26 protein-coding genes and 1 pseudogene are annotated in these 23,711 nt (G+C 65.7%); 8 read left to right on the top strand and 19 right to left on the bottom strand.

Annotated elements, in window-relative coordinates:
• Positions 1 to 36 precede the first annotated feature (36 nt).
• Together HL671_RS02830 and HL671_RS02825 are read left to right on the top strand one after the other, a co-directional pair.
• Positions 37 to 1,509, top strand: coding sequence for a putative sulfate exporter family transporter (locus HL671_RS02830; protein ID WP_172235526.1), 1,473 nt, complete (start codon positions 37 to 39; stop codon positions 1,507 to 1,509).
• A gap of 15 nt (positions 1,510 to 1,524) precedes the next feature.
• On the top strand, positions 1,525 to 1,677 hold the full coding sequence (locus tag HL671_RS02825) for a hypothetical protein (RefSeq protein WP_012042372.1): 153 nt from the start codon (positions 1,525 to 1,527) through the stop codon (positions 1,675 to 1,677).
• A gap of 177 nt (positions 1,678 to 1,854) precedes the next feature.
• On the opposite strand, the gene HL671_RS02820 is transcribed toward HL671_RS02825, so the two are convergent.
• From HL671_RS02820 to HL671_RS02800, 5 genes are all read right to left on the bottom strand, one after another.
• Complete coding sequence (locus HL671_RS02820; protein ID WP_172235525.1) at positions 1,855 to 3,474, bottom strand: rhodanese-like domain-containing protein; 1,620 nt, start codon at positions 3,472 to 3,474, stop codon at positions 1,855 to 1,857.
• On the bottom strand, positions 3,431 to 4,021 hold the full coding sequence (locus HL671_RS02815; protein WP_172235524.1) for a cysteine dioxygenase family protein: 591 nt from the start codon (positions 4,019 to 4,021) through the stop codon (positions 3,431 to 3,433). The genes HL671_RS02820 and HL671_RS02815 overlap by 44 nt, the downstream gene beginning before the upstream one ends.
• Before the next feature lie 314 nt (positions 4,022 to 4,335).
• Positions 4,336 to 4,854, bottom strand: a complete 519-nt coding sequence (locus tag HL671_RS02810; protein WP_172235607.1) for a hypothetical protein — start codon at positions 4,852 to 4,854, stop codon at positions 4,336 to 4,338.
• A gap of 2 nt (positions 4,855 to 4,856) precedes the next feature.
• On the bottom strand, positions 4,857 to 5,234 hold the full coding sequence (locus HL671_RS02805) for a hypothetical protein (protein ID WP_012042376.1): 378 nt from the start codon (positions 5,232 to 5,234) through the stop codon (positions 4,857 to 4,859).
• Positions 5,235 to 5,396: 162 nt separating this feature from the next.
• A complete protein-coding gene (locus HL671_RS02800; RefSeq protein ID WP_041751354.1) occupies positions 5,397 to 5,801 on the bottom strand; it encodes a nuclear transport factor 2 family protein in 405 nt (134 codons plus the stop codon).
• A 135-nt stretch (positions 5,802 to 5,936) separates the two neighbouring features.
• Here HL671_RS02800 and HL671_RS02795 point away from each other — a divergent pair, with 135 nt between their 5' ends.
• A complete protein-coding gene (locus HL671_RS02795; RefSeq protein WP_172235523.1) occupies positions 5,937 to 7,550 on the top strand; it encodes a flavin monoamine oxidase family protein in 1,614 nt (537 codons plus the stop codon).
• 25 nt (positions 7,551 to 7,575) lie between these two features.
• Positions 7,576 to 9,294 carry an ATP-binding protein gene (locus tag HL671_RS02790; protein ID WP_172235522.1) on the top strand — a complete coding sequence of 573 codons (1,719 nt, stop codon included), beginning with the start codon at positions 7,576 to 7,578 and terminating at the stop codon, positions 9,292 to 9,294.
• 271 nt (positions 9,295 to 9,565) lie between these two features.
• Here the strand turns inward: HL671_RS02790 and HL671_RS02785 are convergent, their stop codons facing one another.
• A complete protein-coding gene (locus tag HL671_RS02785; protein ID WP_172235606.1) occupies positions 9,566 to 10,207 on the bottom strand; it encodes a glutathione S-transferase family protein in 642 nt (213 codons plus the stop codon).
• Between the two features lie 193 nt (positions 10,208 to 10,400).
• Here HL671_RS02785 and HL671_RS02780 point away from each other — a divergent pair, with 193 nt between their 5' ends.
• The gene (locus HL671_RS02780; protein WP_012042381.1) at positions 10,401 to 10,850 is read left to right on the top strand and encodes a Rieske (2Fe-2S) protein; all 450 of its coding nucleotides are present in this window, start codon (positions 10,401 to 10,403) and stop codon (positions 10,848 to 10,850) included.
• Between the two features lie 121 nt (positions 10,851 to 10,971).
• On the opposite strand, the gene HL671_RS02775 is transcribed toward HL671_RS02780, so the two are convergent.
• From HL671_RS02775 to HL671_RS02745, 7 genes are all read right to left on the bottom strand, one after another.
• Complete coding sequence (locus HL671_RS02775) at positions 10,972 to 11,214, bottom strand: hypothetical protein (RefSeq protein ID WP_041751355.1); 243 nt, start codon at positions 11,212 to 11,214, stop codon at positions 10,972 to 10,974.
• On the bottom strand, positions 11,204 to 11,554 hold the full coding sequence (locus tag HL671_RS02770; protein WP_012042383.1) for a hypothetical protein: 351 nt from the start codon (positions 11,552 to 11,554) through the stop codon (positions 11,204 to 11,206). Before HL671_RS02770 ends, HL671_RS02775 begins: the two co-directional genes overlap by 11 nt.
• Positions 11,551 to 12,288: an ankyrin repeat domain-containing protein gene (locus HL671_RS02765; RefSeq protein WP_172235605.1), complete on the bottom strand. Its 738-nt coding sequence runs from the start codon at positions 12,286 to 12,288 to the stop codon at positions 11,551 to 11,553. The genes HL671_RS02770 and HL671_RS02765 overlap by 4 nt, the downstream gene beginning before the upstream one ends.
• Before the next feature lie 65 nt (positions 12,289 to 12,353).
• Positions 12,354 to 13,997, bottom strand: a complete 1,644-nt coding sequence (locus HL671_RS02760) for a SagB/ThcOx family dehydrogenase (RefSeq protein WP_172235521.1) — start codon at positions 13,995 to 13,997, stop codon at positions 12,354 to 12,356.
• A 261-nt stretch (positions 13,998 to 14,258) separates the two neighbouring features.
• The gene (locus HL671_RS02755; RefSeq protein ID WP_012042386.1) at positions 14,259 to 14,462 is read right to left on the bottom strand and encodes a hypothetical protein; all 204 of its coding nucleotides are present in this window, start codon (positions 14,460 to 14,462) and stop codon (positions 14,259 to 14,261) included.
• Between the two features lie 4 nt (positions 14,463 to 14,466).
• The gene (locus HL671_RS02750) at positions 14,467 to 15,429 is read right to left on the bottom strand and encodes a PDR/VanB family oxidoreductase (RefSeq protein WP_012042387.1); all 963 of its coding nucleotides are present in this window, start codon (positions 15,427 to 15,429) and stop codon (positions 14,467 to 14,469) included.
• Positions 15,430 to 15,500: 71 nt separating this feature from the next.
• Positions 15,501 to 16,781, bottom strand: a complete 1,281-nt coding sequence (locus HL671_RS02745; RefSeq protein ID WP_172235520.1) for a gallate dioxygenase — start codon at positions 16,779 to 16,781, stop codon at positions 15,501 to 15,503.
• A 138-nt stretch (positions 16,782 to 16,919) separates the two neighbouring features.
• On the opposite strand from HL671_RS02745, the gene HL671_RS02740 reads away from it, so the two are divergent.
• On the top strand, positions 16,920 to 17,825 hold the full coding sequence (locus HL671_RS02740; RefSeq protein WP_172235519.1) for a LysR family transcriptional regulator: 906 nt from the start codon (positions 16,920 to 16,922) through the stop codon (positions 17,823 to 17,825).
• Between the two features lie 18 nt (positions 17,826 to 17,843).
• Here the strand turns inward: HL671_RS02740 and HL671_RS02735 are convergent, their stop codons facing one another.
• From HL671_RS02735 to HL671_RS02720, 4 genes and pseudogenes are all read right to left on the bottom strand, one after another.
• Positions 17,844 to 18,215, bottom strand: coding sequence for a signal transduction histidine kinase (locus HL671_RS02735; protein ID WP_083780775.1), 372 nt, complete (start codon positions 18,213 to 18,215; stop codon positions 17,844 to 17,846).
• 372 nt (positions 18,216 to 18,587) lie between these two features.
• Positions 18,588 to 19,022 (bottom strand): annotated as a pseudogene (locus HL671_RS38890) (HWE histidine kinase domain-containing protein); the annotation flags it as partial.
• A 78-nt stretch (positions 19,023 to 19,100) separates the two neighbouring features.
• Positions 19,101 to 19,319, bottom strand: a complete 219-nt coding sequence (locus tag HL671_RS02725; RefSeq protein WP_148221424.1) for a hypothetical protein — start codon at positions 19,317 to 19,319, stop codon at positions 19,101 to 19,103.
• Between the two features lie 388 nt (positions 19,320 to 19,707).
• Positions 19,708 to 20,010, bottom strand: a complete 303-nt coding sequence (locus HL671_RS02720; RefSeq protein WP_083780631.1) for a hypothetical protein — start codon at positions 20,008 to 20,010, stop codon at positions 19,708 to 19,710.
• Positions 20,011 to 20,212: 202 nt separating this feature from the next.
• On the opposite strand from HL671_RS02720, the gene HL671_RS02715 reads away from it, so the two are divergent.
• Positions 20,213 to 20,932 (top strand): class I SAM-dependent methyltransferase, encoded by a 720-nt coding sequence (locus tag HL671_RS02715; protein WP_012042392.1) that lies wholly within the window; start codon positions 20,213 to 20,215, stop codon positions 20,930 to 20,932.
• Between the two features lie 39 nt (positions 20,933 to 20,971).
• Here the strand turns inward: HL671_RS02715 and HL671_RS02710 are convergent, their stop codons facing one another.
• Together HL671_RS02710 and HL671_RS02705 are read right to left on the bottom strand one after the other, a co-directional pair.
• Positions 20,972 to 21,451 carry a VOC family protein gene (locus HL671_RS02710; RefSeq protein WP_012042393.1) on the bottom strand — a complete coding sequence of 160 codons (480 nt, stop codon included), beginning with the start codon at positions 21,449 to 21,451 and terminating at the stop codon, positions 20,972 to 20,974.
• 238 nt (positions 21,452 to 21,689) lie between these two features.
• Positions 21,690 to 22,091 carry a DnaJ family domain-containing protein gene (locus tag HL671_RS02705; RefSeq protein ID WP_172235518.1) on the bottom strand — a complete coding sequence of 134 codons (402 nt, stop codon included), beginning with the start codon at positions 22,089 to 22,091 and terminating at the stop codon, positions 21,690 to 21,692.
• 936 nt (positions 22,092 to 23,027) lie between these two features.
• Between HL671_RS02705 and HL671_RS02700 the strand changes: the two genes are divergently transcribed.
• Positions 23,028 to 23,636, top strand: coding sequence for a nuclear transport factor 2 family protein (locus HL671_RS02700; protein ID WP_172235517.1), 609 nt, complete (start codon positions 23,028 to 23,030; stop codon positions 23,634 to 23,636).
• Positions 23,637 to 23,711: the final 75 nt, after the last annotated feature.

The following is a 23,711-nucleotide window of genomic DNA, read 5'->3' as shown; positions in this document are numbered from 1 at the left end:
CTGGCCGCGCGGCGTGTCGCGCGGGAGGAAAGATCGATGTCGGACGTTGCAATCAGCTCGGCCAAGCAGGCCGTGACCAAGGGAAACCTGACGGAGGACTGGCTGGCGCTGGTCATTGGCGTTCTCGTTTTTGCCCTGTCTTTGTTCAGCCTCGGCGGCATCGATCTGCTCGGCTGGGCGGTCACCACGTCGGTCTACACCGACCTTGGCAAGGCATTGGCGCCGGTGGCCAAGGGTTATGCCGCGCTCGGCGGCCTCGGCTCGCTCGCTGCGACCTATGTGTCGCTGCTTGTGGTGCTCACGGCCGGAGTCGCGGCGCTTGGCGGCGACATCAAGCGCTTCATCCTCGCCTTCACCATCGTGTTCGCAATTGCCTATGCGAGCTGGATCGTCGGCAGCTATGCCTATATCGCCGTGGTGACGCCGGCCGATCAGCAGAAGTTCGGCATCTCCTGGTCGCTGAAGCTGACCAATGAAGGCGGCTTCATCGTCGCGCTTGTCGCGGGCCTCGTGATCGCCAACATCTTCCCGCGCTTCGCGGAGTGGCTGAAGGAGGCGATCCGGCCCGAGCTCTATATCAAGATCGCGATCGTGATCCTCGGCGCCACCATTGCGGTGACCGCCGCCGGCCGGCTCAATCTGGCGTCGTCGATCCTGCTGCGCGGCGTCGCCGCCATCATCGAGGCCTATCTGATCTACTGGTCGGTGGTGTATTTCGTCGCCCGCAAATGGTTCGGCTTCAGCCGCGAATGGTCGGTGCCGCTCGCGTCAGGCATCTCGATCTGCGGCGTCGCAGCGGCGATCGCGACCGGCGGCGCCATTCGCGCGCGGCCCGCGGTGCCGATCCTGGTGTCGTCGCTGGTGGTGGTGTTCGCGGTGGTCGAGATCCTGATCCTGCCGTTCCTGGCGCAGACCTTCCTGTGGCAGGAGCCGCTGGTCGCGGGGGCCTGGATGGGTCTGGCGATCAAGACCGACGGCGCAGCGGTCGCCGGTGGCGGCATCACCGAGTCGCTGATCCTGGCAAAGGCCGCGGCCGAAGGCATCAAATATCAGCCCGGCTGGATCCTCGCGACCACGGCCACGGTGAAGGTGTTCATCGATATCTTCATCGGCATCTGGGCCTTCATCCTCGGCTACATCTGGACCAACCACATCACGCCGCGCACCGACAAGGCGAAGGCCGGCGAGATCTGGGAGCGCTTCCCGAAATTCATCCTCGGCTTCGTCGCGGTGTTCGCGATCTCGCTGTGGCTCGCGACCGGCACCACGCCCGAGATCGGCAAGGCGCTGCCTGCGGCCGCCAACGAGGCCAACGTGTTTCGCGTGATCTTCTTCATCCTGACCTTCTTCTCGATCGGCGTGCTCTCGGATTTCCGCAAGCTCTGGCAGGACGGCTTTGCCAAGCTCGCCGCAGTCTATGTCGTCAGCCTGTTCGGCTTCGTCATCTGGGTCGGATTGTTAATTTCCTGGCTGTTCTTCAGCGGCTTCAAGCCGCCGCTCGCCAGCTGATCGGGAGAGGTTGCAATGTCATCATCCGAATTCAAGACCGAGACGGCAAGCGAGGTCGAGCCGTTGCTGCCGATCGAGAAGAAGCTGATCGGTTATAGTCTCGGCCTCGGTATCGTTCTTCTGGTGATCCTGGTGGCGATCAATCACCTGTTTCCCGTGCAACTGTAAGGACACCGCCACACGCGGCCGTCATTGCGAGGAACCCCAAGGCGATGAAGCCATCCAGAGTCCCCGTGACGCCCTGGATGGCTTCGCTGCGCTCGCAATGACGGAGTCATGCAGTGGGACAAGCGAAAAGTGGGCAAAGCGGCGCGTGCGCCCACCTGCCGCGACGTTCCTGGCCAACTACACCACGTGGAAATTCGACACGGAATCATTGGCGAGCTGGGCGACCAGCTGCAGCTCCCAGTCGATATAGGCCTGCATCGCCGCGGTGGCGTTATCAGTGCCCTCATAGGGACGCTTGTAGACGTCGTCAGGCGTCGAGATCCATGACTGGCGCTCGGTGTCCAGGGCATGTCCCGCGTCCGTCCAGGCGCGCGTGCCGCCCGAGAGCACGCGGAGCTCTCGCTTGGTTGCCGCGCGTGCGTCGGCGAGCGCAAACGCAGCCTCCGCGCCGTCGGCGCTGACCAGCACGATCGGGCCCTCACCGGGCAGCCTGGTGAGATCCGTGGCAAAGCGCGACGCCAGCACGAAATGCGCGGCCGGAATGTGCCCGGTCTTGTAGGCCGGACTGCGGGAGAGGTCGACGATCGTCCAGGACGCGGGGGCGGCTGCAAGCTCTCCGACACCGATGGCGGCGCCGCCAAGGTCCGGCAGCGCCGGCCGGCGCGCGGCCGGGATCACGGCTTCTGTCGGCGCAACCACGTCCGGCCCAATGATCGATGCGTCCCACCCCATCTGCGTCAGCCATGACGCCGTCATGCGCGCGCGCACGCCATCATCATCGAACAGCACCAGCCGCGCGCCGCGCACGCCGACCCATTCGTCGGTCGCCTGCACCAACTGGCCGCCGGGTGCCGAGGCGAAGCCGGCCGGATGGCCGGCGGCATATTCCTCGGGCGTGCGGACGTCGAGGCAATAGAGCGTGCGCGTGCCGGCCTCGGCCTGGAAGCGCGCGAAGGTCGCGGCATCGAGCTCGCCGACGCCCACGCGCGCGGCCCAGGCCTTGGCATCGGCCAGCGCCGCCGCGTAGCTAGCCTGCGGCCGCTCCAGCATGCGCGCGGTCTTGCCGCGCTCGACCTGGTGGCCGGCCAGCGTCCAGCCGATGGTGCCGTTGCGCAGCGCATAGATCTTGTTCGGCAGCCCAGCATTGATCAGCGACTGCGTGCCGATGATCGAGCGCGTGCGGCCGGCGCAATTGACGATGATGGTGGTGTCGGGCGAGGGCGCGATCTCGCGCGCCCGGAATGCGAGCTCGCCGCCGGGCACGCTGACGCCGCGCGGAATGCTCATGGTGCGATATTCCTCGAACCGCCTTGCGTCGAGGACGACGAGATTGGACTCGCGCTCGATCAGCGCCTTGGCGTCGTCAGCGGACAGTGACGGGGTGTGCCGGATCGCCTCGACCAACTCGCCGAACGCCTTGCTCGGCACGTTGACGTCGCGGAACACTTCGCCGACCCGGGCATAGCCCGCGAGTCCGCCGTCGAGGATCGACACGTCGCGATACCCCAGTGCATGGATGCGCGGCACCGCGCGCGCCGCATAGCCTTCGCCGTCATCATAGACCACGACCGGCGCGCTCAGCCGCGGGATCAGGTCGAGAATGCGCAGTTCGATCTGCGACAGCGGCAGCGACACCGCGAAGAACGGATGCGATAGCGAGTAGGGGCCTTCCTCGCGGACGTCGAGCAGCGCCACTTCTTCCTGGGCCCGCCAGCGCCGCCGCAGCTCCGTCGGGGTGATGAAGCGGACCTGGTCAGGCGGTGTTGCGGTCGGGCCAGAGGTTGGGGACGGTGTCATTCGAATATCCGGAGATGAAGTCCTTGGCGGCGCCGGTCTCCGCGTCGAACACCGCGCGGCGGATGCGGCCGATATTGCCGCCATAGACGTGGATGCTGATCGAGGAGCGGTCCGCCAGACCGTTGGAGATGGCGTGGATGTCGCCAATCTGTGGCGATACCGCGGCGGTTTGTCCAGCCCGCAACCGTTCCGGCTGGCCGGCGCGCAACGTCCCGTCCGGCCGCCGTTCATAGCTCACCGAGAGCTCCTCGCCCCTGAGCACGCCGACCAGGCCCCAGACGCGATGATCGTGCACCGGCGTGCCCTGGCCCGGACCCCAGACGAAGCTGACGATCGAGAACCGCTCCAGCGGATCAGCGTAGAGCAGATATTGGCGGTACTTCTCCCCACCCGCCACGGCATAGGCCTCGGGCAGCCAGTCGTCATGTCCGACCAGTTCAGCAAGCTTGGGCGCGAGGGCGGTGAGCAGCGTTGTCTCGTCTGTGGTGCCCGCAATCAGGCGTGCGGTAGCGGCGACGAAGTCGCGGAAGCGCGCGATATCAGTCATGGTCGACTCGTGGGATTGGACGGAGCGTCGAAGCCGAGGCTGGTCCGCTCACACGTGAGGGCCGAGCATCGCGAGGTAAAACAGATCTTCGTTTGACAGCTCCGCCGCAGGAGGCCGGATGAAGGGGCCGCCAGCACCGGCACGGCGGTCAGGCTGCCATTCCGTGAGCAGATGACCGAACAAGCCTCCGAGCCAGCCTTCAAGCCATGAGACGTAGCGCACGATCGCCTCCGCTTCGTTTGATCACGCGTTTGATATCACGCCTCGATCGGGATCGAACAGAGCCGGTTGTGGCCCAGCATCAATTTGGCAGATCATGCCTGCTGAAACGCCTCGTCGGCAAATTCCTTTTCCGTGTCATGCGACTCGCGCGCGTCTGCTTCTCCCAATCCTGAGTCGGCATCAGCATTCCGGCCCATCAGGCTCTCATGCCAACGCGTCCGGAATGCCATCCACGAGGCATGATCTTGAAACGCGACCTCGGCGAACCATTCCACCGTCACGGCGCCGCTCGGCCAATAGCGTTCCTGATCGTGCCAGCACACCACCGGCCAGCGCGGATTGCGGTAGGAGCGCCCGCTCTCGTCATGCAGCGACGGCCGGCCGAGATGATCGATCAGCCATGACATGACCTCCGGAAGAAAGGTCGCGGCGAACGACACGCCGTGGCGGCCGAGCCGTTGCGGCATCCGCATGACCCGCTGATCGATGATCGCAAAGGCCGGCGGCACGGCGCCGACATTGAACTGCCGGATCATCAGCAGGCGGAAGCCGCATTCGCAAAGCTCGGCCGGGACGGCATGGATCGCCGTCGGCTGCAGGGGAGCCGTCATGTTCATACCAGTGCTCCTTTCGCCTGTTCGAGCATCTCGTCGGGTGCAAGCTCTTTGCCGTCGCGCAGCACCAGCGCGCCGAACGTCGCGGCGAGCGCAGCACAGATCGCGAGCGCTGCCGCCTCTTCGCGCGGATCGCCGCCCCATGTGAGCGTCATCGCGACATCGCGTTCGTCCTGACGCGGCGCGACCGCGCTGAAGCGCAAGCCGAAGCCAGCGTCCTCTCCATCCAGCGTGCAGGGCAGGTAGCTCGTGCTCTCCAGCGGCCTATACGTCTCGTCGAGTGTCAGCGTGAAGGGGAGGCGATCGATCGCCTGCTGCAAAGATGCGCGCTCAGGCACCTCAGCGCGCTTCAGATAGGCGGTAACAACGCGGGCCATCCCATCTCTCCCGTCGGCATGCGCACGATGCTGGTCGCACAGCCGTTCCCCCGGGCGCGGAGACAGGCTTCTGGCCCGAATCCGACGCGACGACATCAACAATCTCCGACATTGCTGCCGGTCAGTGTCGTCAGATCAAGTTTCGTGCCAATTGGCCGAGGATCAATGCAGGCGATGGCTGTCCGGGTCGTCGTGCGCAGACGTGAGTTGCGCGATCGCCCCCGATTGATGGTGCACCATCCGCCAGACGCCGCCGATGCGCGCGAAGTGATTGGCGGCGGCGAGCGCTGCCCCATCCACCAACTCGATGCACAGAACGTGGCCGTGGTCGCCGTCGACGATCGCGTACGGATCGGCGCAGACGATCTGGGGCCGTCCCGGATTGTTGATGATGTCGCGCCAGGTTCCGATCACCGCGCCGCGGCCAATGATCGGCGACCATCCCGGATGGATGCAGGAGATGCCGTCGCGATCGGCCCAGAGCGCCGCAAGTGCGGCAAAATCACCGGCCGCGAAGGCTGCATAGAAGGCCGCGTTGGCCGCCAGGAGGTCGCTCTCGTCACTCATCATGATGAGGTGGGCCAAGCCGCTGGCAAAATCAAGCGATGTTTGGAAACTCACATCGTTGGCCGGCAAAAACTTGCAAGCTTCTTGCAAGACCCGCTTGCAACGTCCTTGCAACGCATCAGCCGAGGTCCTGCCATGCTCGAAACGGCCATTGTCGGGGGTGGATTGTGCGGAATCGCACTTGCACGCAGCTTGCAGCAACGCGGCGGCAGCTTCGCCTTGTTCGAAGCCCGACATCGCCTGGGAGGACGTGTCCTGTCTGTGCGCAGCAGGACGGGTCTGGCGCTGGATCTCGGTCCGACCTGGTTCTGGCCCGACACCCAGCCGCTGCTGACCGGGCTGATTGCGGAGCTTGGCCTGTCTGATTTCGCCCAGCACGATGACGGCACGGTTCTGCACCTGAAGGAGGCGGACAAGAGCCCGGAGCCAATCAGCGGGCCGCCACTTCACCAGGGCGCGCGCCGGCTCTCGGGCGGCATGACCAGGCTGATCGAGGCGCTCGTCCGTGATCTCCCGCCGTCCAGCATCCATACCGGCCATGAGCTGATGCGCGTCATCGATTGCGGCACCCATGTGCGACTGGTCTTCGCGACATCGACCGAATCGGTCGCCATCGAGGCCAAGCGTGCGGTGCTGGCGCTGCCGCCGCGGCTGCTGATCGATCACGTCGGTTTTCGCCCCGAGCTCGACGATGCGACCTTCGAGGCGATGCGCAGTACGGAGACCTGGATGGCGGCACAGGCCAAGGTCGTGATCGCCTATGACCAGGCGCGTTGGCGTGACAAGGGCCTGTCCGGCAATGCCTTCGCGAGCCACGAGCAGGCTGTCGTCGGCGAGATTTTCGATGCTTGCGACGAAGGAGGTGACCGAGCTGCGCTCGGCGGCTTTCTCGCCTTTGCGCCAGCTCTGCGCGAGACTTTCGCCGTCGGTCTTCCGATGTTGATGGACAGCCAGATGGTGCAGCTGTTCGGCGCGGAGCTGGATGGCGGCGAGCAGCATTATCAGGATTGGGCGACCGAGCGCTTCACCTGCAGCGCACTGGACCGCACCACGCCGCGCGGCGAACACAGCGAGATCGCCAGCCCGATGCTGCGGCGGCCGCTATGGGACGGGCGGCTACATCTCGGCGGCGCCGAGACTGCAAGCCATGCGGCCGGCTATCTCGAAGGCGCAATCAATGCGGCCCGGCGCATCGAGCGCGCGATCGCCCGCGCAGCCGACGCGCCGGTCGGCGCGCGCGCCGGCGTGGCCCTCGACGAGGGACTGACCGGCAATGAGGCCAGCCTCGCCTGGTTTGCCGCCTGGGTCGCCGCGCAGCGCGATGCGGCCTTCGACGACTACCGCCAGCGGCTCAACCGCAGCCTCGCGACGCAGCAGCGGGAGCAATTGACACAGCTCGCGGTTCTCGGCGCCATCGAGCAGGTGTTCGCAGCCGCGCTGCAGGTGCTCGATGCCCTGACGTTCGACATGCGCAACGTGGCGGTCGAGCGTGGGCGCTCGGCTTTGATGCCGGAGATCCAGAAGCCGTTCCGCGATGTCATGCAGTCGCTGCTCGACGACGCCATCGCCTTCAACCGCACCTCCTGTGCGCTGTCGAACTTTCCGTTCGAGCACCGGCCGCCGAAGGATTATGTGCAGACCATCCTGCGCGACATCGCCGCCGCCTGGCAGGAGTTCTCGCTCGCCGCCAATCACCTGTTGCTGGCCAAGGCTGACGCGGTGCGCCAGCCGAGCGGGGTGTCGTCGTGACACCGGAACCGTCGGGTGACGACCGATGAAGCTGCAGATCGAACGTCCGACCATCGAGGCCATGGCGGCGGCCTTTCCGCACCTCACCCCTCTCAAGGAGCAGCTGCGGTTCGGTGACAAGGTCGAGGTCAACGTCGCGCAACTCGCAGGCGCCGAGCTGGAGTTCTTGCGCGACGTCTATCAGAAGGCCGGTCCCGAATGGCACGCGCGCGCGGCGCATATCGCGACCCTGCAGCGGGCGTTCAACGATGCCGGCGCGCGCTTTGCCGAGAACGAGCTGGAACAGGTTCTGCCCGCGATCGCGCGCTATCTGACCTCCGGTGCCATCCGCGGCTGGATGTTCACGGCCAACGTGGCCAGCCGGCCGCTGCCTTATGTCGTCACACGGCTCGACTACACGGCGCCGTCCAATGACGAGGCCGGCCGCGTCTTCATCGAGCTGAAGGCCAACGCCAAGGGATCGATCACCACGGCCACCTTGCGCATTTCGGCCGGTGACATTGTCGGCCGGACCGTCGCCGAGATCTTCGCCGCCAAGGGCGTCCTCAAGGAGACGCCGGAGTTGATCGCCGCCTATGACGAGACCTCCGAGCGCTATTTCGCCTGGCGCGGTCGCTATGGCGCGCAGTTCTCCGGCCGCGGGACCGGCTTTTTCGCCGATGATCCGAACGCCTCGCATCGGGACCTGGACTGGTCGCGAAAGGACGTGATCGTGCTGTCGTCCGGCGGCGGCAGCGCGCGGCTGGTCAATGACGAAGGGATTCTGACCGAGCGTGCGCTCACGCTCGAGGTCACCGGCGACATTCTCGGGCAGTATTTGCGCAAGGCCGCCAAGAGCAATCTCTACGATGCCGAGCAGGAGGTCGAGGACTCCAAGGCGGCGATCCCGAAGGGGATGTTCTGCAAGATTCCCGTTCATCCCTACATGCTGATGTTCCACCTCGATCTGCACCATTATCTCTGGGTGCATGCCGACGATATGACGCCCTATGCCTATCAGCCCGAGCTGAAGCAGAAGCTGGTGCTGCCGGAGGAGCAGACCGACCTGATCGACATCCTCACCGCCGAGATGGATCTGTTGATGGACGATATCGTCGCCGGCAAGTCGGGCGGGACCACGGTGTTGTGCGCGGGTCCCCCTGGCGTGGGCAAGACGCTGACGGCGGAGGTCTATGCCGAGATCATCGGCCGGCCGCTCTACCGGGTGCATTCCGGGCAGCTCGGGCTGAGCGTAGCAGCGATGGAGACCGCCCTGAAGGATGCGCTGACACGGGCGCAGCGCTGGGGTGCGGTGATGCTGATCGACGAGGCCGACGTCTACATCAAGCGGCGCGAGGACGACATGACCATGAATGCCGTCGTCGGCGTGTTCCTGCGCGTGCTCGAATATTTCAACGGCCTGCTGTTTCTCACCACCAACCGCATCGACGATATCGATGAAGCCATCGTGTCGCGCTGCATCGCGCTCATAAAATTCCAGCCGCCGGATGTCGCAGCGCGCCGGCGGATCTGGCAGGTGATGTGCGAGCAGTTCGGGCTGAAGGTCGAAGCCGGCTTGGTCGAGTTGCTGGTCGAGACGTTTCCGGGCGCCTCGGGGCGCGACATCAAGGGGTTGGCCAAGCTCGTCGCCAAATATTGCCACCACAAGAGCGTGCGCCCGACCATCGACGTCTTCCGCCGCTGCGCGATCTTCCGCGGCATCGATCTCGGTGATCATGCCGCCATGGCAGAGGCGGCGGAGTAGAACGCCGCTCTGCTCGCCTCCGGCTGGCGAGAGGTAAGACCCTGGCGTCGACGCCAACGGCCGAAATCCCGTTGGCACGTCATTGCGGAGCGGAGCGACGAAGCAATCCAGGGCCGCGCGCGTGGCTGTGGATTGCTTCGTCGCGCCGCTGCGCTCGCAATGACGCCGTCGCGTTGATGGAGCTCATAAGCTCCAGGGTTGGCAGCATGGCACCAGCACTGCCTGTGCGGCCGTGGTCGAGAAGGACGTATAGCTCCTGCACGAGCAGGAGCTACTCGGCACTCTTTCCCAGCGTCGCCGGATTATACCCTTCCTCGCGCAGCACGCGCTGCACGACGGGCCGTGCCAACATCCGCCGGTAGTGCGCCAGCAGATTGGCCGGCAGCGCGATCCCCGTCTTGTCGGCCCAGAACGCGACATAGAACAGGATCGGATCGGCAACGCTGAAATCGCCGCCGAGATAGGGCTGCTCGCCGAGTATCCGGCTCAGGATCGCAAAGCCCTTTACGACGATATTGCGGCCGAGTGCACGCACCGACTCCTGGTCGGCCTCGTTGCGGCTGAAGGTCGGTGTCGCGAAGATGCGCGCAAAGCCGTGGCCATGCACAGTGCCGGAAATGTAGGTCATGGCCTCGAGCAGCCGGGTTTCGGTTTCGAGATCGCTCGGCCACAGCTTCGCCCGCGGCCTGGAGCGGCCGAGCCAGTAGGCGATCGCCGGGACCTCGGTCAGCACGCTGCCGTCGCTGCGCACCAGAGCAGGGATCGTGGATTTCGGATTGATGGCGACGTAGTCCGGCTTGAAATTGTCGCCCGCCGGGAGATTGACGATATGGGCCTCGAACACCTCCTCGAGCTCCTCGAGAATGATGTGAATGCCGGTCGAGCAGGAGCCCGGCGTCATGTAGAACTTCATCGCGGCCATCATTGTCTCCCACGCGACATCGCACGTGCTTTCGATGCACGCGGCACGCTTCATGCAAGGATCGGGACAATTTCGAGAGGGACGTGCCGTGGCTCGGCAAGCCGAGCTGCCGTCGTCAGCTTTGCGACAGGAGACGACATCACGGTCCCGCTGCTCCCGTCGCATCGATCAGGGAGTGCCGTGCATGACCGAACGTGAGCCCGAAGTCTTCGTCATCTGTCCCACCACGAGCCTTGCGAGGGGCGAGGCGAAGGCGTTCAGCCTGTCGCGGATTGGCGACAATGGCGAGGCGCGGCCGTTTCCGATCGTCATCGTCCACACCGCTTCGGGTGGCTTCGTCGGCTATGTCAATGCGTGCCCGCACGAGGGCAAATGGCTGAACATCGGCAGCGGCCAGTTCTTCAATGCCGACCGGACGCTGCTGCGCTGCGGCCGTCATGGCGCGACGTTCGAGATCGACACCGGCCTGTGCCACGCCGGCGCCTGCGAAGGCCAAAGCCTCGAGCCGATCGCGCTCGCCGTCATCGACGGCGACGTCTGCCTGTGCGGCGTCGCGCTGGTCGAGGATGTCAGTTTCCCTGATCCGTTCGACGATCTTGATGAGACCATGGAGATCATGATCCACCCGGATTGACAGATGCTGCCTGCCGTCATTGCGAGGAGCGAAGCGACGACGCAATCCAGAGTCTTGGTCCATCTCTGGGTTGCTTCGCGCGCAATGACGCTCATGGGGTCAACGGCGTTCGACGCATCTCCTAAAACCCATCCGCCTTCTTGCCCCAGGGATGGCTGCCGGGCACCAGCTGAGCCTTGATTCCGGCCTTCTCGACATCGGCTTGCGACCTGAAGAATGTTGCCTCGTGCACCAGCGTGCCGTTCTTCGTCGTCACAGCGACATAGCGTGCCACCGTATCGATGTCGCAGAGATAGCCGCCGCCGGGATCGGCGGCGCTGCGCAGATTGCCATCCCAGTCCACGAAGAAGCCGTCACTCGCCATGTTGGTCTCCATTTGGTTCATGCGTCTCAGGGGCGGGCTGATCGGCGACCAGTTGCGCATAAGCGCGCGCGACGATGGTTCGGCATTGCAGTAGGCGCGCATGCTCGGCCTTGCCGATGCTCACCGTCTCGTCGTCGCCGTCGGTCGCGGCCATTGCCGCCTGCCATGCCTCGAACAGCGCCTTCTCGAGCTGATAGATCCGCTCGCTCGCCCGCTCCAGATAAGGGACCGGATTGGCGCGGACATTGGCCTCGTGCAGCGCGTCGAGGCTGAGCAGCGTTCGGAACCGGCGTTCGATTTGGCGCTGCTGCATCCCGAAATCGTGCTCGATGACGGTCATGGTCTCACCTCCGGCACCGGACGGGCCGTGGCCTTGGCCGCGTGACGCAACAGGCTGAGGCATTCGAGCGATGCGGCCATGTCGAGGGCCGTGAAGCCGTCGAGCGTCTCGGCGCTGATATCGGCGCCCTTGGCGAGGAGATGTGCGACCACGTCCGCTCTGCCGGAAGAGGACGCATACATCAGCGCCGTCGCGCCATTGTCGTTGCGGTTGTCGAGATCGATGCCGGCCTCGACCAGCGCATCGATGGCGTCCAGGTGCTGGCCGACGCAGGCGAGCCACAGCGCGTTGTTGCCGTCGGCGTTGATCGCAGCGACCGCCGCGCCGGCGGCGAGCAGCTCGCGGATGATGGCGACATTGCCGAGATAGGCCGCCTTCATCAGCGGCGTGGTGCGATTGGCGATGCGAGCGTCGACGCCATCGGCGGGAAATCCCTCCGCGGCGAGCCAAGCCGCCAATGTCGGGCCGACATTCGCCGAGCCGTTCTGCGCCGGGACGCGCTGCCGCCACGCTTCGTAGCCGCCATCGAGGCTATAGACCTCCGCGAAGCCGAAATCGGAGAAGGTCTGCGCATACTCCTGGCTGGCATGGCCGTGATAGCAGTAGATCAGGATCGGCGTGCGCCGGGTGGTGCCGGAGATCAGCGCCGAGAGATTGCCCTGGGTGAGATGCTGCGCGCCGGTGATGTGGGCGGCGTTGAACGAGGCGCGGTCGCGCACGTCGAAGCGCAGCACGTCGTCGCGCAGCAGCAGCTCGGCGGCCTGGCCGACATCGATGCGTTGGAACGGGATACGCGGTCTCATGGCAAGGCTCCCGACTCATTGCGCGTGCGGCCGGGATAGGCCGGCAGCGTGGTGATGCGGTCGTCGGCCAGGGGGCGGCCGACGGTGAAGTGGTAGAGCGTCTGATGATCGGTGCCGGCGACGCCGAGCATCTCGTGCACGGACTCGTCGAAGAAGCAGCCGATGCCGGTGCCGCGCAGGCCCGCCGCCTCGGCTTCGAGATACAGCACCTGGCCGATCAGGCCGGCCTCCCAATGAAGTTGGCGATAGCGCCAGGGAGTCTCGCGGATGAGTGGGGCGAACTCGGCGAGCATGGCCACCGCAAAGCAGCTGTCGCCGGCGATGGCCTGATGACAGCTCGCGGTCCGGATCACGCCGCGGCTGTCGGTCGGCAGCAGTTGAAACAGCGGCAGACGATCGGGCGCGCGCGCGACGCGTTGCCAGTCGAACTCGGCACGCAGCGCACGGCGCAGATCGCTTTGGGCCTCGCCGCTGCGGGGCAGCGCATAGAGGCCGGGCGTGAGACCCTCGACGCGATGCACGAACAGCAGCGGATGCAGCCGCGGCGTGAACGGCCAGGCCTCCCAGGGCGGTGCGGCGCGCGGCAGCAGCGCGTCGAGCAGCTGATGGAATGCGGCGAGCGCCATCGTGAATTTCGCATCGAAGCGCTGGGCGCTGCGGCGGCCGAGAATGAGTTCGGCTGCGCGCGCAGGGGATGGCGAGGCGCGCGGCGGGTGGGGTGGCGGCGCGGCGGCCGCATCACGTCCGCCGCCGCGCGTCGCGGCGCTCACCTCGGCGATCACCGGCCAGCGATAGAGCGGATGGCGGTCGAGCCTATTGGCCTGTCCCGTCCAATCATCGTCGATCGCGGCAGCAGAGGGCAGTGGCGGCGGCGCGCCTGCGGCCGCGTCGCGCGGCGTGATCGCGAGCAGTACGTCGGCATCCTCGGCCTCGACGCCGGCGAAATCGCTGGCGCGATCGAGCCCCATGAGCGCGGCCAGCCTGCTGCCGTCGAGGCCGTCGACAACGCGGGCGGTCCAGCCGAGCGCGGCGGCCGCGTAGCTGACGGCGCCGATCGCGTGGCCGAGATCGAGCTGGCAATAGCGGAACGCGCGCTCGCCATATTTCCAGGCCTCGCGCCAGTGGATCGAGGACAGGCCGAGCCATAGCCGCGGCTCGTTTGTTGAAGCCATGGCCCGCCGGCAGCGCTGCTCCAGCACGTGAACGCGGCTGACATAATGATGCAGGCCGTCGCCGAGACCGCTGACATGCTCCGCGATCACATAGGCTTCGGTCGGATGCAAATTGCCGCTCGAAGGATTGCAGCGCAGCGCCCAGCGATCCGGGCCGAACTCTTTCCACGCGCTGAGCCCGAACGACAATTCCAGCAGCAGCGCGACGCTGTCGATGGTCAGCGGCTGCACGGGGGCGGTGCCATTGCAGGCCTCGGCGAAGCTCGTGGCGAGACGGTCTGAGGTCAGCGGCAGCGCCGTGCGCGGGCTGCCGGCGAAGTCGCGGAACGGATTGGGCTGCGCATCCCAATCCAGCGTCTCCGGTCCCGCCGCATAGCGCTTCAGGCTATGCCTGGTGCGGGCATGGTAGGCGAGCGCGATGTCGGCCGCGGCCGGGAGCTCTGCCGCGCTGGACGGTGACACGGACATGATTCCTCACAAGGCGCGACGCGTGTATCCGCGCATGGGGGATGGTCGCTGGGTGACCGGATGCGACGGAGCAAATTCCGTTCCGACGAGCTCCGGCTGTCTCCACATCGTCATTCCAGGCTCGCCGCTGCGCGTTGCCCCGGAATGACGATAGAGAAGCGGTCGACGGCGGATCTCCAAACAAGCGAAGAGATACGCTTGTCGCCGCAGATCGTGTGCGACTTCGGACAGATCCCATCCGGCGCTGTCCGGTTTTCGACATCAGTGCCGGTGCGCGCTGCCCGACGCCGTGGCGTCGATCAGCACGGCGACCTTGGCCGCAATCGACAGCCACGCCTGGTGCGCGTCGACCTTGTGGCCGAGCTTGAAGCTGTCGGCCATGCGGGTCGCGAAGGCCGGTCCGTCGCTGCCATGCTGGTGCGCGATGATCCACGCGGTCTGCCACAGATCGGTCTCGGTGGTCACGGCGCTACAGATCCAGCACCAGCCGGTCGCCTTTGGCGCGCGACACGCAGGGCAGGAAATAGCCCTCGGCGCGCTGTGCCGCCGACAGGCGCTTGTCGCGATGGTCGATCTCGCCCTCGACAACCCTGGTCTTGCAGGTGCCACATAGGCCCTGTTCGCAGGAGGTCGCGATCTTGACGCCGTGCTCCTCGAGAAACGCCGTGACGGTCTTGTCGCCCGGGATCTTGAAGGTCGCGCCGCTGCTCTTGATGGTGACGTCGAACACCTTGTCGAGCAGCGCGGCGGCCGCCTTCGCGGTGAAGCGCTCGATATGGATGCGCTCCTCGGCGAAGCCCTTCTGCTTGGCCTGCGCGATGATCGGATCCATCCACCAGTCGACGCCGCAGATGAACAATTGGGTGTCGTCGGGACGGTCGGCGAGCAGATCCGCCGCTTTCAGCAGCTGATTGTCCTCGCTGGATTCCGTGTAGTACCTGGTATTCTCGGCGAAGGACGAGCCCTCGATGGTGCCACGGAACGAATCCGGCGACATCAGCGCGAACACATAGTGCAGCTCGAACGGGATGGCCTTGGCCTTCAGCGTGTCGGCGATCGACAGGATCGGCGTCACGCCGATGCCGCGCGCGACCAGCAGCGCGCGCTTGGTGTCCTTCGGGATCTTGAAGCGGTTGCGCGGCCGGCTGACCTGCAGCCTGTCGCCTTCCTTGATGTCGAGATGCAGCGCCTTCGAGCCGCCGCGGCTGTTGGCATCCTTCCAGACGCCGATGCAATAGCGGTTGCGCTCGGCGGCGCTGTTCAGCAGCGAATATTGCCGCGTCAGCCCGTTCGGCAGGGTGACGTCGATATGGCTGCCGGGGGTGAAGCCCGGCAGCGGATGGTCGTCCGCCGGGACGAGCTCGAACGAGGCCATGTTGTGCGCCTCGATGGCCTTCCTGGCCACGACGACGGTGTGCAGGGTGTCGGACATCTGACAACTCCATCTTGCGACCCGGCTGATGAGCAGCCGATGCAAAGGGAGGGCCAGCGGTCGGGCGTGTGTCACTGCGCGTCGATCGCGTCCGCCTTGGCGCCGCCGGCGACCGAGTAGCGCATCGGCACCTTGCGGGTCTTGAGGAAGGCCTCGAGGGTTTCGCCGCGGAACGCCGCATAGACCTCCGGGTTGGAGACGCCGATCACCGCGGCCATCTTTTCCAGCACGAAGAAGCTGACACCGCGCCTGATCATCTCGATCCATCTGCGGTTCCGGATCAGCTCGCGCTCCTCTTGCGTGAGGCGGTATTCATCCGCCAGCGCGTCGAATTCCTCAATGAATCTCCTGCGATGCGCCGGGATGACGAGCCGGTGCAGGAAGTCGTTGATGCGGAAATTGGCCTGGCTGCGCGCGTGGGTGAACGGGTAGGTGCCGGGCAGCGTCTCCGCGCCCTGCAGCTCATGGGCGATATGCGCGCGATAGGCCGCGACCTCCCGCGGGTCTGGCGCAGTGCCGAGATCCTCGAACACCAGCGTCGCGATATTGGTCACCGATGGCGCGTAGGTCTGTTTGTGAACCAGGCGGACCTTGTCGGAGAGCGCGCCGCGCATGATCAGCCACATGATCACCTCGGCGCCTTCCATGCCGCCCTTCACGGCGTAGTCGGCGATCCGCATCGCCGTCAGCCCCTCGGGCTCCTTCTCCAGCAGATCGAGAAATTCGTTGTCCCAGTCCTCGTTGAGGAAGCCGGCACGCTCGCCATGGACCTGGTGCGACAGCCCGCCGGTGGCGAAGATCGCCACCTTCAGATCCTCCGGATAGCTCTCGATCGCCTTGCGCAGCGTCCTGCCGAGCTTCCACATCCGCTTGGCACTGGGAATCGGCAGTTGCAGCACGCCGACCTGCAGCGGGACGACGGTGCCCGGCCATGGATCGCTGGCATCGCCCATCATCGACAGCGGCGACAACAGGCCATGATCGACCGGCTTGCCCTGGAAGAACGACAGGTCGAACTCGTCGGCGACCATCGCCATGGCGATGTGCTGCGACAGGCCGAGATGGCCTCTCGCCGGCGGGACGTTGCGTGGTCCGCCGCCTTCGTCGGCCGCGACATAGCTGTCGTCGATGCCGAGCGCGAACGCCGAGTAATGGTCGAAGAAGAACGAGGTGACGTGGTCATTGTAGATCATGAACAGGACGTCGATGTCCGTCTTCCTCACCCAGTCGCGGACCACCGCGAAGCCGTCGAAGATCGGCTTCCAGGCGGGGTCGTTCTGCTTGTTGGTGTCGCGCGCAAAGCCGATGGTGGGCGAGTGCGACGCGCCGATGCCGCCGATGATCCGGGCCATGTCTCCCTCCGCGAAATGCGACGCCGCCTCTGGCTGACGCGCGGCGGCATGTGGCCGGCGAGCCTAAGAAGTTTCCCCGGCTAGACAATGATGCTATTGTGCACGGATCGTTTCTCTATATGGACGCGTGGGCCGAAGATGAAGTGGCGGATCGAGGACATTCCCGTGTTCCATGCCGTGGTGGCCACGGGCGGCATGACCGGGGCGTCACGCTCCCTCGGTATGCCCAAATCCTCGGTCAGCAAGTCGGTCGCCCGCCTGGAGCAGGACCTCGGCATCCGGCTGTTCGACCGCAATTCGCGGCGCGTCCGCGTCACCCGTGAGGGCGAATTGTTCTTCCAGCAATGCCAGAAGATCCTCGACCAGGTGTCGGAGGCCGATGCGGTCATGACCGGGCTGGTCGACGTGCCCAGCGGCCGGCTGTCGGTCGCGCTGCCGCCGGCCTTCTGCGAGGAGATCCTCGCACCCAAGCTCGCCGAATTCCACCACCGTTATCCGCGCATCGAGCTTGATGTCGAGGCGACCACGCGTGCGATCGACATGCTGGCCGATCGCTTCGACATCGCGGTGGTGGTCGGGGTGCAGGAGGATTCCGAGCTGGCGCAGAAGGTCTTGATCGGCGGCCGCCTGATCTGGGTGACGAGCCCGGCCTATCTCGCCGTGCATGACATCGGCGACGACATCCGCGCCTTGGAAGCTCATCTGATGATCTGCGAGCGCCGCTACGGCGACCGCACCTTGACGATCAAGCAGCACGGCCATCTCGTCCGCTTCGACGTCGGCCCGCATGTTGCCCGCATCAACAATCCCCTGGCGGTGCGCCGCGCGGTGGCGCATGGCGCCGGCGTCTCGTTCCTGCCGGAGCATTATTGCGTCGAGCTGCTCCATGAGGGCCGGCTGGTCGAGATCGGCAAGGAGGTCGTGTTCGACACCCGCGCCGCCCAGCTCACCGCGATCTTTCCGAGCCGCAAGCTGATCTCCTCGCGCGCTCGCGCCTTCCTGGATTTTCTCGAGGAGATCTGCGCCGAGCCCCGCACGCCTTGATCGCTCCGGCCGCCGCCTTCACGGCAGGCGGTGGAAGGATGGCGGCAGGGGCGCGCGGACCAACTGGCTCAGGTCCAGGGTTTCGCCGCTCTCGGCGATGTCCGAGAACAGCACCTCGACGAAGGGATGCTGACGGTTGGCCGCCGCGCCGCGCTGATATTTCGCGCTCACGATCCGTGCGAGGGCTGCAAGGTTTCGTTTTCCCAGAGCGTTGTACTGGCTGCGAAACAGGCTCTGCCGCCCGCCCGCATGCTCGATCTGTTCGGCCCAGATGTCCATCACCTTGCGGCTGATGAAGGCCTCGACGCCCGTCGTGCCATCCTGGGCGAGCAGGCGCAGTCCATCCATCGTATGCGGCTGCTCGTCGACGCAAAATTGGCTGAGTGACATCTGCGATCCTCGTCTGTTGTCGTGCACCGGCGATCTTGCCGGAGAATTGAGTGCGGTGATCGGCGCATCGAACGTGTAGGAGAAGCCCGTCGGCGGATAGCTTAGCTGCACCTCGCCCCCGAACTGCATGCCGAGCGTTTCGATCAGCCGGGTGCCGAAGCTTCGGCTGGCGGGCTCTTGAACCGTCGGGCCGTCGCGTTCGGTCCAGACGAGATGCAGGTGCTGCTTCGGCCGATCGATGGTCCAGACGAGATCAATGCGGCCCGTCGGGACCGACAAGGCGCCGAACTTCAGCGCATTCGTGCAAAGCTCGTTCAGCGTCATCGCCATGACCACAATGGCATTCGACGTCACCGGGACCTCGGGGCCCAGAATCGAAAATCGCGAGACGTCCGGGTCGTCGAAGGCCTGGATGGAGTTGCGGATCACGGTGCCGAGGTCGGCGCTGGACCATCGCGCTTGCAGCAAGAGGTCGTGCGCGCGCCCGAGGGCCTGGAGCCGCCCCGAAATGGCATGCTGAGCGTCCTTGGCTGCCGGCAGGCCGCTCAGGCTCTGCGAGACGATGGCGCCGACGGTTGCGAGCGTGTTCTTGATGCGGTGCTGCAGTTCCTCGAGAATGAGCCGTTGCAGCCCACCGACGACCTCGCGCTCTCTCGCCTCGATCTCGGCCTTGTCGAGCAACGCCTTTGCATTGCTCTCGGCCTCGGCGAGCAGGCGCTTCAGCCCGCGAATCTCCCGCACCAGAAAGTCCGGGTCTACGACCGTTCCGTGAAGATGCGCTTTCGTGGTGAGATCGATCTTGAGCATGGGCCGAGATGTCCTCGCACTGGATGCCGCCATCGGAAGATGTCGATCAGCGCGCAAGAGAAGGCCGCGGCTCGGCCTTCACTTCGTCCGCAGCCCAATCCGCCCGCTGAAATGCCTGAGGATTTCGGCAGCGTTGGCGAGGACCTTGGCCTTCCTGACGGCTGCGGCGCGTTCACCGCCAGGCTGCATCAGGCCGGCTTTCGCGAGCGCGCTCTCCGCCTGCAAACTGAGCGCCGTATCCAGCGCCGAGGGATCTCGTTGATCCGGTGCGGAGGAGCCGACAGGCTCGGCCGGCATCGGCGGCCCGCCGCGCGGGGCTACCATCGGACGAGTACCGCAACGATGATCAGCAAGCCGAAGAAGATCGGCACGAGGAGGGGCGGCACCAGCCATTCGCGAATACCGGCCTTGGTGCTCAATTGCGGGATGTTCGACATGCTGTCCGCCTTCTGGTCGCGGCGGGAGCGCAGGGCTCTCAGTCACCGATGGCAGCCGGGGAGACGCGCGGTGATCATCCATATGTGGTGCGTGCGCCCGCAATAGCGAGGCCCGGCCGAAAACTAATATCTTGACGCGGCATTCGCAGGTCCGTTGCGGTCACCCGCGAGCGCCGGCTTGCTCGAATTCTTACTGATTTGTCGTTCCTGATCAGCCGGTGCTGATCAGGACGCCGATCGCGTCAGTCTCAGTAGCGGCCAATTCCGACGCTCACGCCGGGGGCACGGATGCCGATGCCGCCACGGTCGTCATCATCACGACGCTCGCGCCGGCCATAGCCATAGGCGCCGCGATCTTCGCGGACGATCGTGCGGTGTCCGCGGTCTTCGCGCCAGCAGCGGCCGTTCTCGGTGCAGACCATGCGAACCTGCTGGACGCTGTTATCTGGGACACCCGACAGGCCCGCTGTGAGCGGCGCAGCCGAGGCGGCTGCAGTCAACAATGTCGTCACAGCGGCGGCGAGAGTGATCGTGAGAGCCTTGATGGCCATGATGGATCTCCAGGGGGGGACGTGTCACAGGGGTGATATGTCATGGAGCCAATAGGCTCGCGGCCGCATGGTTCCCAGGGCCCGGAATTTCGTTGTCGCGCACGTCAAGCGCCAAGCGGTCAGCGCAGCCGGTGACTCTCGCGCGGAAGCGGTTTATTGAGCGCGGCTCCGGATTGACGCGTCAGGTGAGAGGGGGCCGGTGATGACTCTTCGCGAGCAGTGGGAAGACCAGGCCAGCGCGTGGCTGGCCTGGGCGAGGGCGCCAGGTCACGACAGCTTCTGGCGTCATCATGGCGAGCAGTTCAACCGCCTGCTGCCGCCGCCGGGTGTCCTCACGCTGGACATCGGCTGCGGCGAGGGCCGGCTCTCCCGGCAGCTCACGGCCGGCGGCCACAGAGTGGTCGGCCTCGATGCCTCGCCGTCCCTCATCGCCGCGGCGAGGCAGGCCGACCCGTCGATCGCGGTCATTCGCGCCGATGCGGCCGCGCTGCCGCTGGCCGATGCGTGCGCCGATCTCGTCATCGCCTTCATGTCGCTGCAAGATGTCGATGCGATGCCGGCCGCGATCGGCGAAGCGGCGCGGGTGCTCCGGCGCGGCGGCCGCTTCTGCATGGCGATCGTCCATCCACTGAATTCGGCCGGGCGGTTCGAGAGCCCGGCGCCGGATGCGCCCTTCGTCATCAAGGGAAGCTATCTGGATTCCTTCACCTTCAGTGACGCGGTGGAGCGCGACGGGCTGAACATGACCTTCCACAGCGCGCACCGCCCGCTGCAGAGCTATTTCGCAGCGCTGGAGAGCGCCGGCTTCCTGATCGAGGCGCTGCGCGAGCCGTCGACACCCGAGCAGATCATCACCCGCGACAGCAGCCGGCGCTGGCTGCGGGTGCCGCTGTTCCTGCATCTGCGCTGCCTGCGCCCGTAGAGCCGGAACGCCGTCACGCGTTCCGGCTGGATGGCGATGTCAGCCCCGCCGGGCCGCCTCGATCGCGGCGACGTCGATCTTGTGCATCGTCATCATCGCGGCGAACACGCGCTTGGCGACGTCACCGCCTTCGGTCATGGCGTCGGTCAGCGCGCGCGGCGTGATCTGCCAGGAAATGCCCCATTTGTCCTTGCACCAGCCGCAGGCGCTCTCCTTGCCGCCATGGCCGACAATGGCATTCCAATAGCGGTCGGTCTCGGCCTGGTCGTCGGTCGCGATCTGGAACGAGAAGGCTTCGCTGGGCGTGAACGCGGGTCCGCCATTGAGGCCGAGACAGGGGATGCCGCACACGGTGAACTGCACCGTCAGGACGTCGCCGGCCTTGCCTGATGGGTAATCGCCAGGTGCGCGGTGGACGGCGGTCACGCGGCTGTCGGGAAACACCTCCGCGTAAAAGCGTGCCGCGGCCTCGGCGTCCTTGTCGAACCACAGGCAGATCGTGTTCTTGTTGTTTGCCATCGGGCTTCCTTCTCTCGCAAATGCAGGCTGCACGTCACGCCGGATGTGCAGTCCTCGGAATAGGCTCAACGCCAGCTCGTCTCGCCTGACTGACCCAAGGACGGTCCTCGCGGACACAGCCCGACACGTTGCTCGCCTGATCCTGAGATTTTTTTGAGAGCCTTCATCAGGGCTGACCATGGGCACGCGGTCCAGGGCGATCGCTAAGCGATGCTCCAGGCGCGGCTTCCCGGATCGGTTATCGACGCCGGCGGCTGCGCCGGCCCGCCACGATCTGATCTTCATCGAGCACGCCCAGCCGGGTCGACGGTCCCTCCACAACGGTGGCATTGACCTTGGCGATGTCAGCATTCAGCGCGGCGATCTCGCGACGGACTGCGGCTTCGTCCGCCATCTTCTCGATTGCCGCCAGCTGCTTTTCCACCCTGCGCTGCAACTCCAGCGCGGGCGGCAGCATCGAGATCTGCTCGCGCCGGATCAGCTGTTTCACCCACCACAGCGGATCGTGCTCGTCGCCGAGATTTGCAAGCGGCTGGCCCGCTCCCGGCAGATTGTCGAAGGCGCCTTGGCTCTGGGCTGCTCGGATCTGCGCCTCGACCCACGACTCGAAGCTCGTCGCCAGCGGTTTGCGCTCGGTCATGACAGGCCAGCCTTTCGCAATCGCAACGCCGCGATCGTAGCAGCTCGCCGCGGTGGACGCCACGCCAGCCGGTGCCCCGTGTCCGGATGGAACGGCGCCGCACGCTCAAGATCCCGGGCAAGGCAGGCGATCGAGCGCAGCCGGCGTGTGGCGCGCGGCAAACATTTGTATTGCTATTTTTCCGAAATCATGGTCTTCTCGGCCCATCCCGCCTCGAGTAGAGGGACGGACGCGTCGTCACGAACGTGGAGGTGGGCTGCGATGGACGTGACGGCTGCGCCGGACGAGCGCAGGCGTGACGGACGGCAAAGTCGTGTGGTCCTGGCCTCTCGACGCTGAGGTCTGCGCAACGCGCCACAAGCGCGTTGTCGCAAATGGGGGCAAGAACGCCGATCCCCAGGGAGAGCACGAAGGACACCGTTAAAACCGTCGCGCGGGGAAGGCCGGGTCTGTCCGGCTGGACCTGTGGTGACTGCCGCCTGCTTTCTTTGTTGCAGGCGGGCCACGGGGCCTCAGCCGAGGCCCGGCCTTCCCCGCGCCCTCTCATTGTTCAGGAGGGCAAGATCGCTGCATCACCCGGGCATCACATGCCGCGGGACGAAAGACGCTTGTCTCTCACACCTGATGATGAGGCCGAAAATGTCGATCATTTGCCCCGCTGTCGTCCCGGACAAGCGCGCAACGCGCGCGCCGATCCGGGACATAACCCTAGGGAGACGTGCGAGGCACGATGTTCGCCCCGTCTCTCCCAGCCACGACGACCACGGCGTATGGGTCCCGGGTCAGTATCCGCCAACGCTGGCGCGTTGCCGCACTTCCCTGGGACGACAGCGGGCATGAGGCGAGCTGCGGGGCCCACCATGACTCTGCCGGGGGTTTTGCAGCGTTCACCCGATCGATGTATCCAGCAGCCGCACAATCAGGAGGAATGCCACCATGACCAAGACCGCCGCCGAGATCGAGGACGACCGCCAGATCCGCGAGCTGCTGCAGAACTGGGCGATCTGGCGCGACGCCGGCGACTGGGAGCGCTTTCGCTCGGTCTGGCATCCGGACGGACGGATGATGGCGACCTGGACGCAGGGGACGGGCGACGAGTTTATCGAGATCAGCAAGGCTGCCTGGGCCAAGGGCGTCAACATCCTGCACTTTCTCGGCGGCATCTCGGTCGATCTCGCAGGATCCCGCGCGATCGCGCAGACGAAGATGACGATTTCGCAGCGCGCCGAGGTCGAAGGCGTGCTCTGCGATGTGCTCTGCACCGGCCGCTTCTACGACTTTCTCGAAAAGCGCCAGGGAAAATGGGGGATCGTGCTGCGCCAGCCGATTTACGAGAAGGATCGCATGGACCCGGTGACACCCGGCGCTGTGCCCGCGCTCGATGATGTCCTGCTGGAGCAGTTTCCGGTTGGCTACCGCCATCTCGCTTATCTGCAAACTCGCATCGGCTACACGGTCAAGCGCGACATGCCGGGATTGAAAGGGCCGGAGGTCGAGGCGCTTTACGCGCGGGGGGCGGCCTGGCTCAAGGGCGAGCCGGTGTGATCAATCCGGGGGGCGGCGCCGCGTCTGATCAGGAGCGGCGCAACCCGACGCGCTTGCGACGTGCCTGCGGCCGGC

Source organism: Bradyrhizobium denitrificans (genome assembly GCF_013179005.1).
In the GTDB taxonomy this organism is placed as follows: Bacteria; Pseudomonadota; Alphaproteobacteria; order Rhizobiales; family Xanthobacteraceae; genus Bradyrhizobium; species Bradyrhizobium denitrificans.
The sequence above is the reverse complement of the archived record's forward strand: the minus strand, read 5'-3'. Positions and strand labels throughout refer to the sequence as shown.

Excerpts from the sequence above, each read along its gene's own strand:
- HL671_RS02830 (WP_172235526.1), top strand. The coding sequence starts at position 37 with ATGTCGGACGTTGCAATCAGCTCGGCCAAGCAGGCCGTGACCAAGGGA.
- HL671_RS02735 (WP_083780775.1), bottom strand. The coding sequence starts at position 18,215 with ATGTCACTCAGCCAATTTTGCGTCGACGAGCAGCCGCATACGATGGAT.
- HL671_RS02805 (WP_012042376.1), bottom strand. The coding sequence starts at position 5,234 with ATGGCCCGCGTTGTTACCGCCTATCTGAAGCGCGCTGAGGTGCCTGAG.
- HL671_RS02775 (WP_041751355.1), bottom strand. The coding sequence starts at position 11,214 with ATGGCGAGTGACGGCTTCTTCGTGGACTGGGATGGCAATCTGCGCAGC.
- HL671_RS02810 (WP_172235607.1), bottom strand. The coding sequence starts at position 4,854 with ATGACGGCTCCCCTGCAGCCGACGGCGATCCATGCCGTCCCGGCCGAG.
- HL671_RS02820 (WP_172235525.1), bottom strand. The coding sequence starts at position 3,474 with ATGACACCGTCCCCAACCTCTGGCCCGACCGCAACACCGCCTGACCAG.
- HL671_RS02825 (WP_012042372.1), top strand. The coding sequence starts at position 1,525 with ATGTCATCATCCGAATTCAAGACCGAGACGGCAAGCGAGGTCGAGCCG.
- HL671_RS02795 (WP_172235523.1), top strand. The coding sequence starts at position 5,937 with ATGCTCGAAACGGCCATTGTCGGGGGTGGATTGTGCGGAATCGCACTT.
- HL671_RS02740 (WP_172235519.1), top strand. The coding sequence starts at position 16,920 with ATGAAGTGGCGGATCGAGGACATTCCCGTGTTCCATGCCGTGGTGGCC.
- HL671_RS02800 (WP_041751354.1), bottom strand. The coding sequence starts at position 5,801 with ATGAGTGACGAGAGCGACCTCCTGGCGGCCAACGCGGCCTTCTATGCA.
- HL671_RS02760 (WP_172235521.1), bottom strand. The coding sequence starts at position 13,997 with ATGTCCGTGTCACCGTCCAGCGCGGCAGAGCTCCCGGCCGCGGCCGAC.
- HL671_RS02710 (WP_012042393.1), bottom strand. The coding sequence starts at position 21,451 with ATGGCAAACAACAAGAACACGATCTGCCTGTGGTTCGACAAGGACGCC.
- HL671_RS02700 (WP_172235517.1), top strand. The coding sequence starts at position 23,028 with ATGACCAAGACCGCCGCCGAGATCGAGGACGACCGCCAGATCCGCGAG.
- HL671_RS02770 (WP_012042383.1), bottom strand. The coding sequence starts at position 11,554 with ATGACCGTCATCGAGCACGATTTCGGGATGCAGCAGCGCCAAATCGAA.
- HL671_RS02720 (WP_083780631.1), bottom strand. The coding sequence starts at position 20,010 with ATGGCCATCAAGGCTCTCACGATCACTCTCGCCGCCGCTGTGACGACA.
- HL671_RS02745 (WP_172235520.1), bottom strand. The coding sequence starts at position 16,781 with ATGGCCCGGATCATCGGCGGCATCGGCGCGTCGCACTCGCCCACCATC.
- HL671_RS02725 (WP_148221424.1), bottom strand. The coding sequence starts at position 19,319 with ATGCCGGCCGAGCCTGTCGGCTCCTCCGCACCGGATCAACGAGATCCC.
- HL671_RS02715 (WP_012042392.1), top strand. The coding sequence starts at position 20,213 with ATGACTCTTCGCGAGCAGTGGGAAGACCAGGCCAGCGCGTGGCTGGCC.
- HL671_RS02705 (WP_172235518.1), bottom strand. The coding sequence starts at position 22,091 with ATGACCGAGCGCAAACCGCTGGCGACGAGCTTCGAGTCGTGGGTCGAG.
- HL671_RS02815 (WP_172235524.1), bottom strand. The coding sequence starts at position 4,021 with ATGACTGATATCGCGCGCTTCCGCGACTTCGTCGCCGCTACCGCACGC.
- HL671_RS02780 (WP_012042381.1), top strand. The coding sequence starts at position 10,401 with ATGACCGAACGTGAGCCCGAAGTCTTCGTCATCTGTCCCACCACGAGC.
- HL671_RS02750 (WP_012042387.1), bottom strand. The coding sequence starts at position 15,429 with ATGTCCGACACCCTGCACACCGTCGTCGTGGCCAGGAAGGCCATCGAG.
- HL671_RS02785 (WP_172235606.1), bottom strand. The coding sequence starts at position 10,207 with ATGAAGTTCTACATGACGCCGGGCTCCTGCTCGACCGGCATTCACATC.
- HL671_RS02790 (WP_172235522.1), top strand. The coding sequence starts at position 7,576 with ATGAAGCTGCAGATCGAACGTCCGACCATCGAGGCCATGGCGGCGGCC.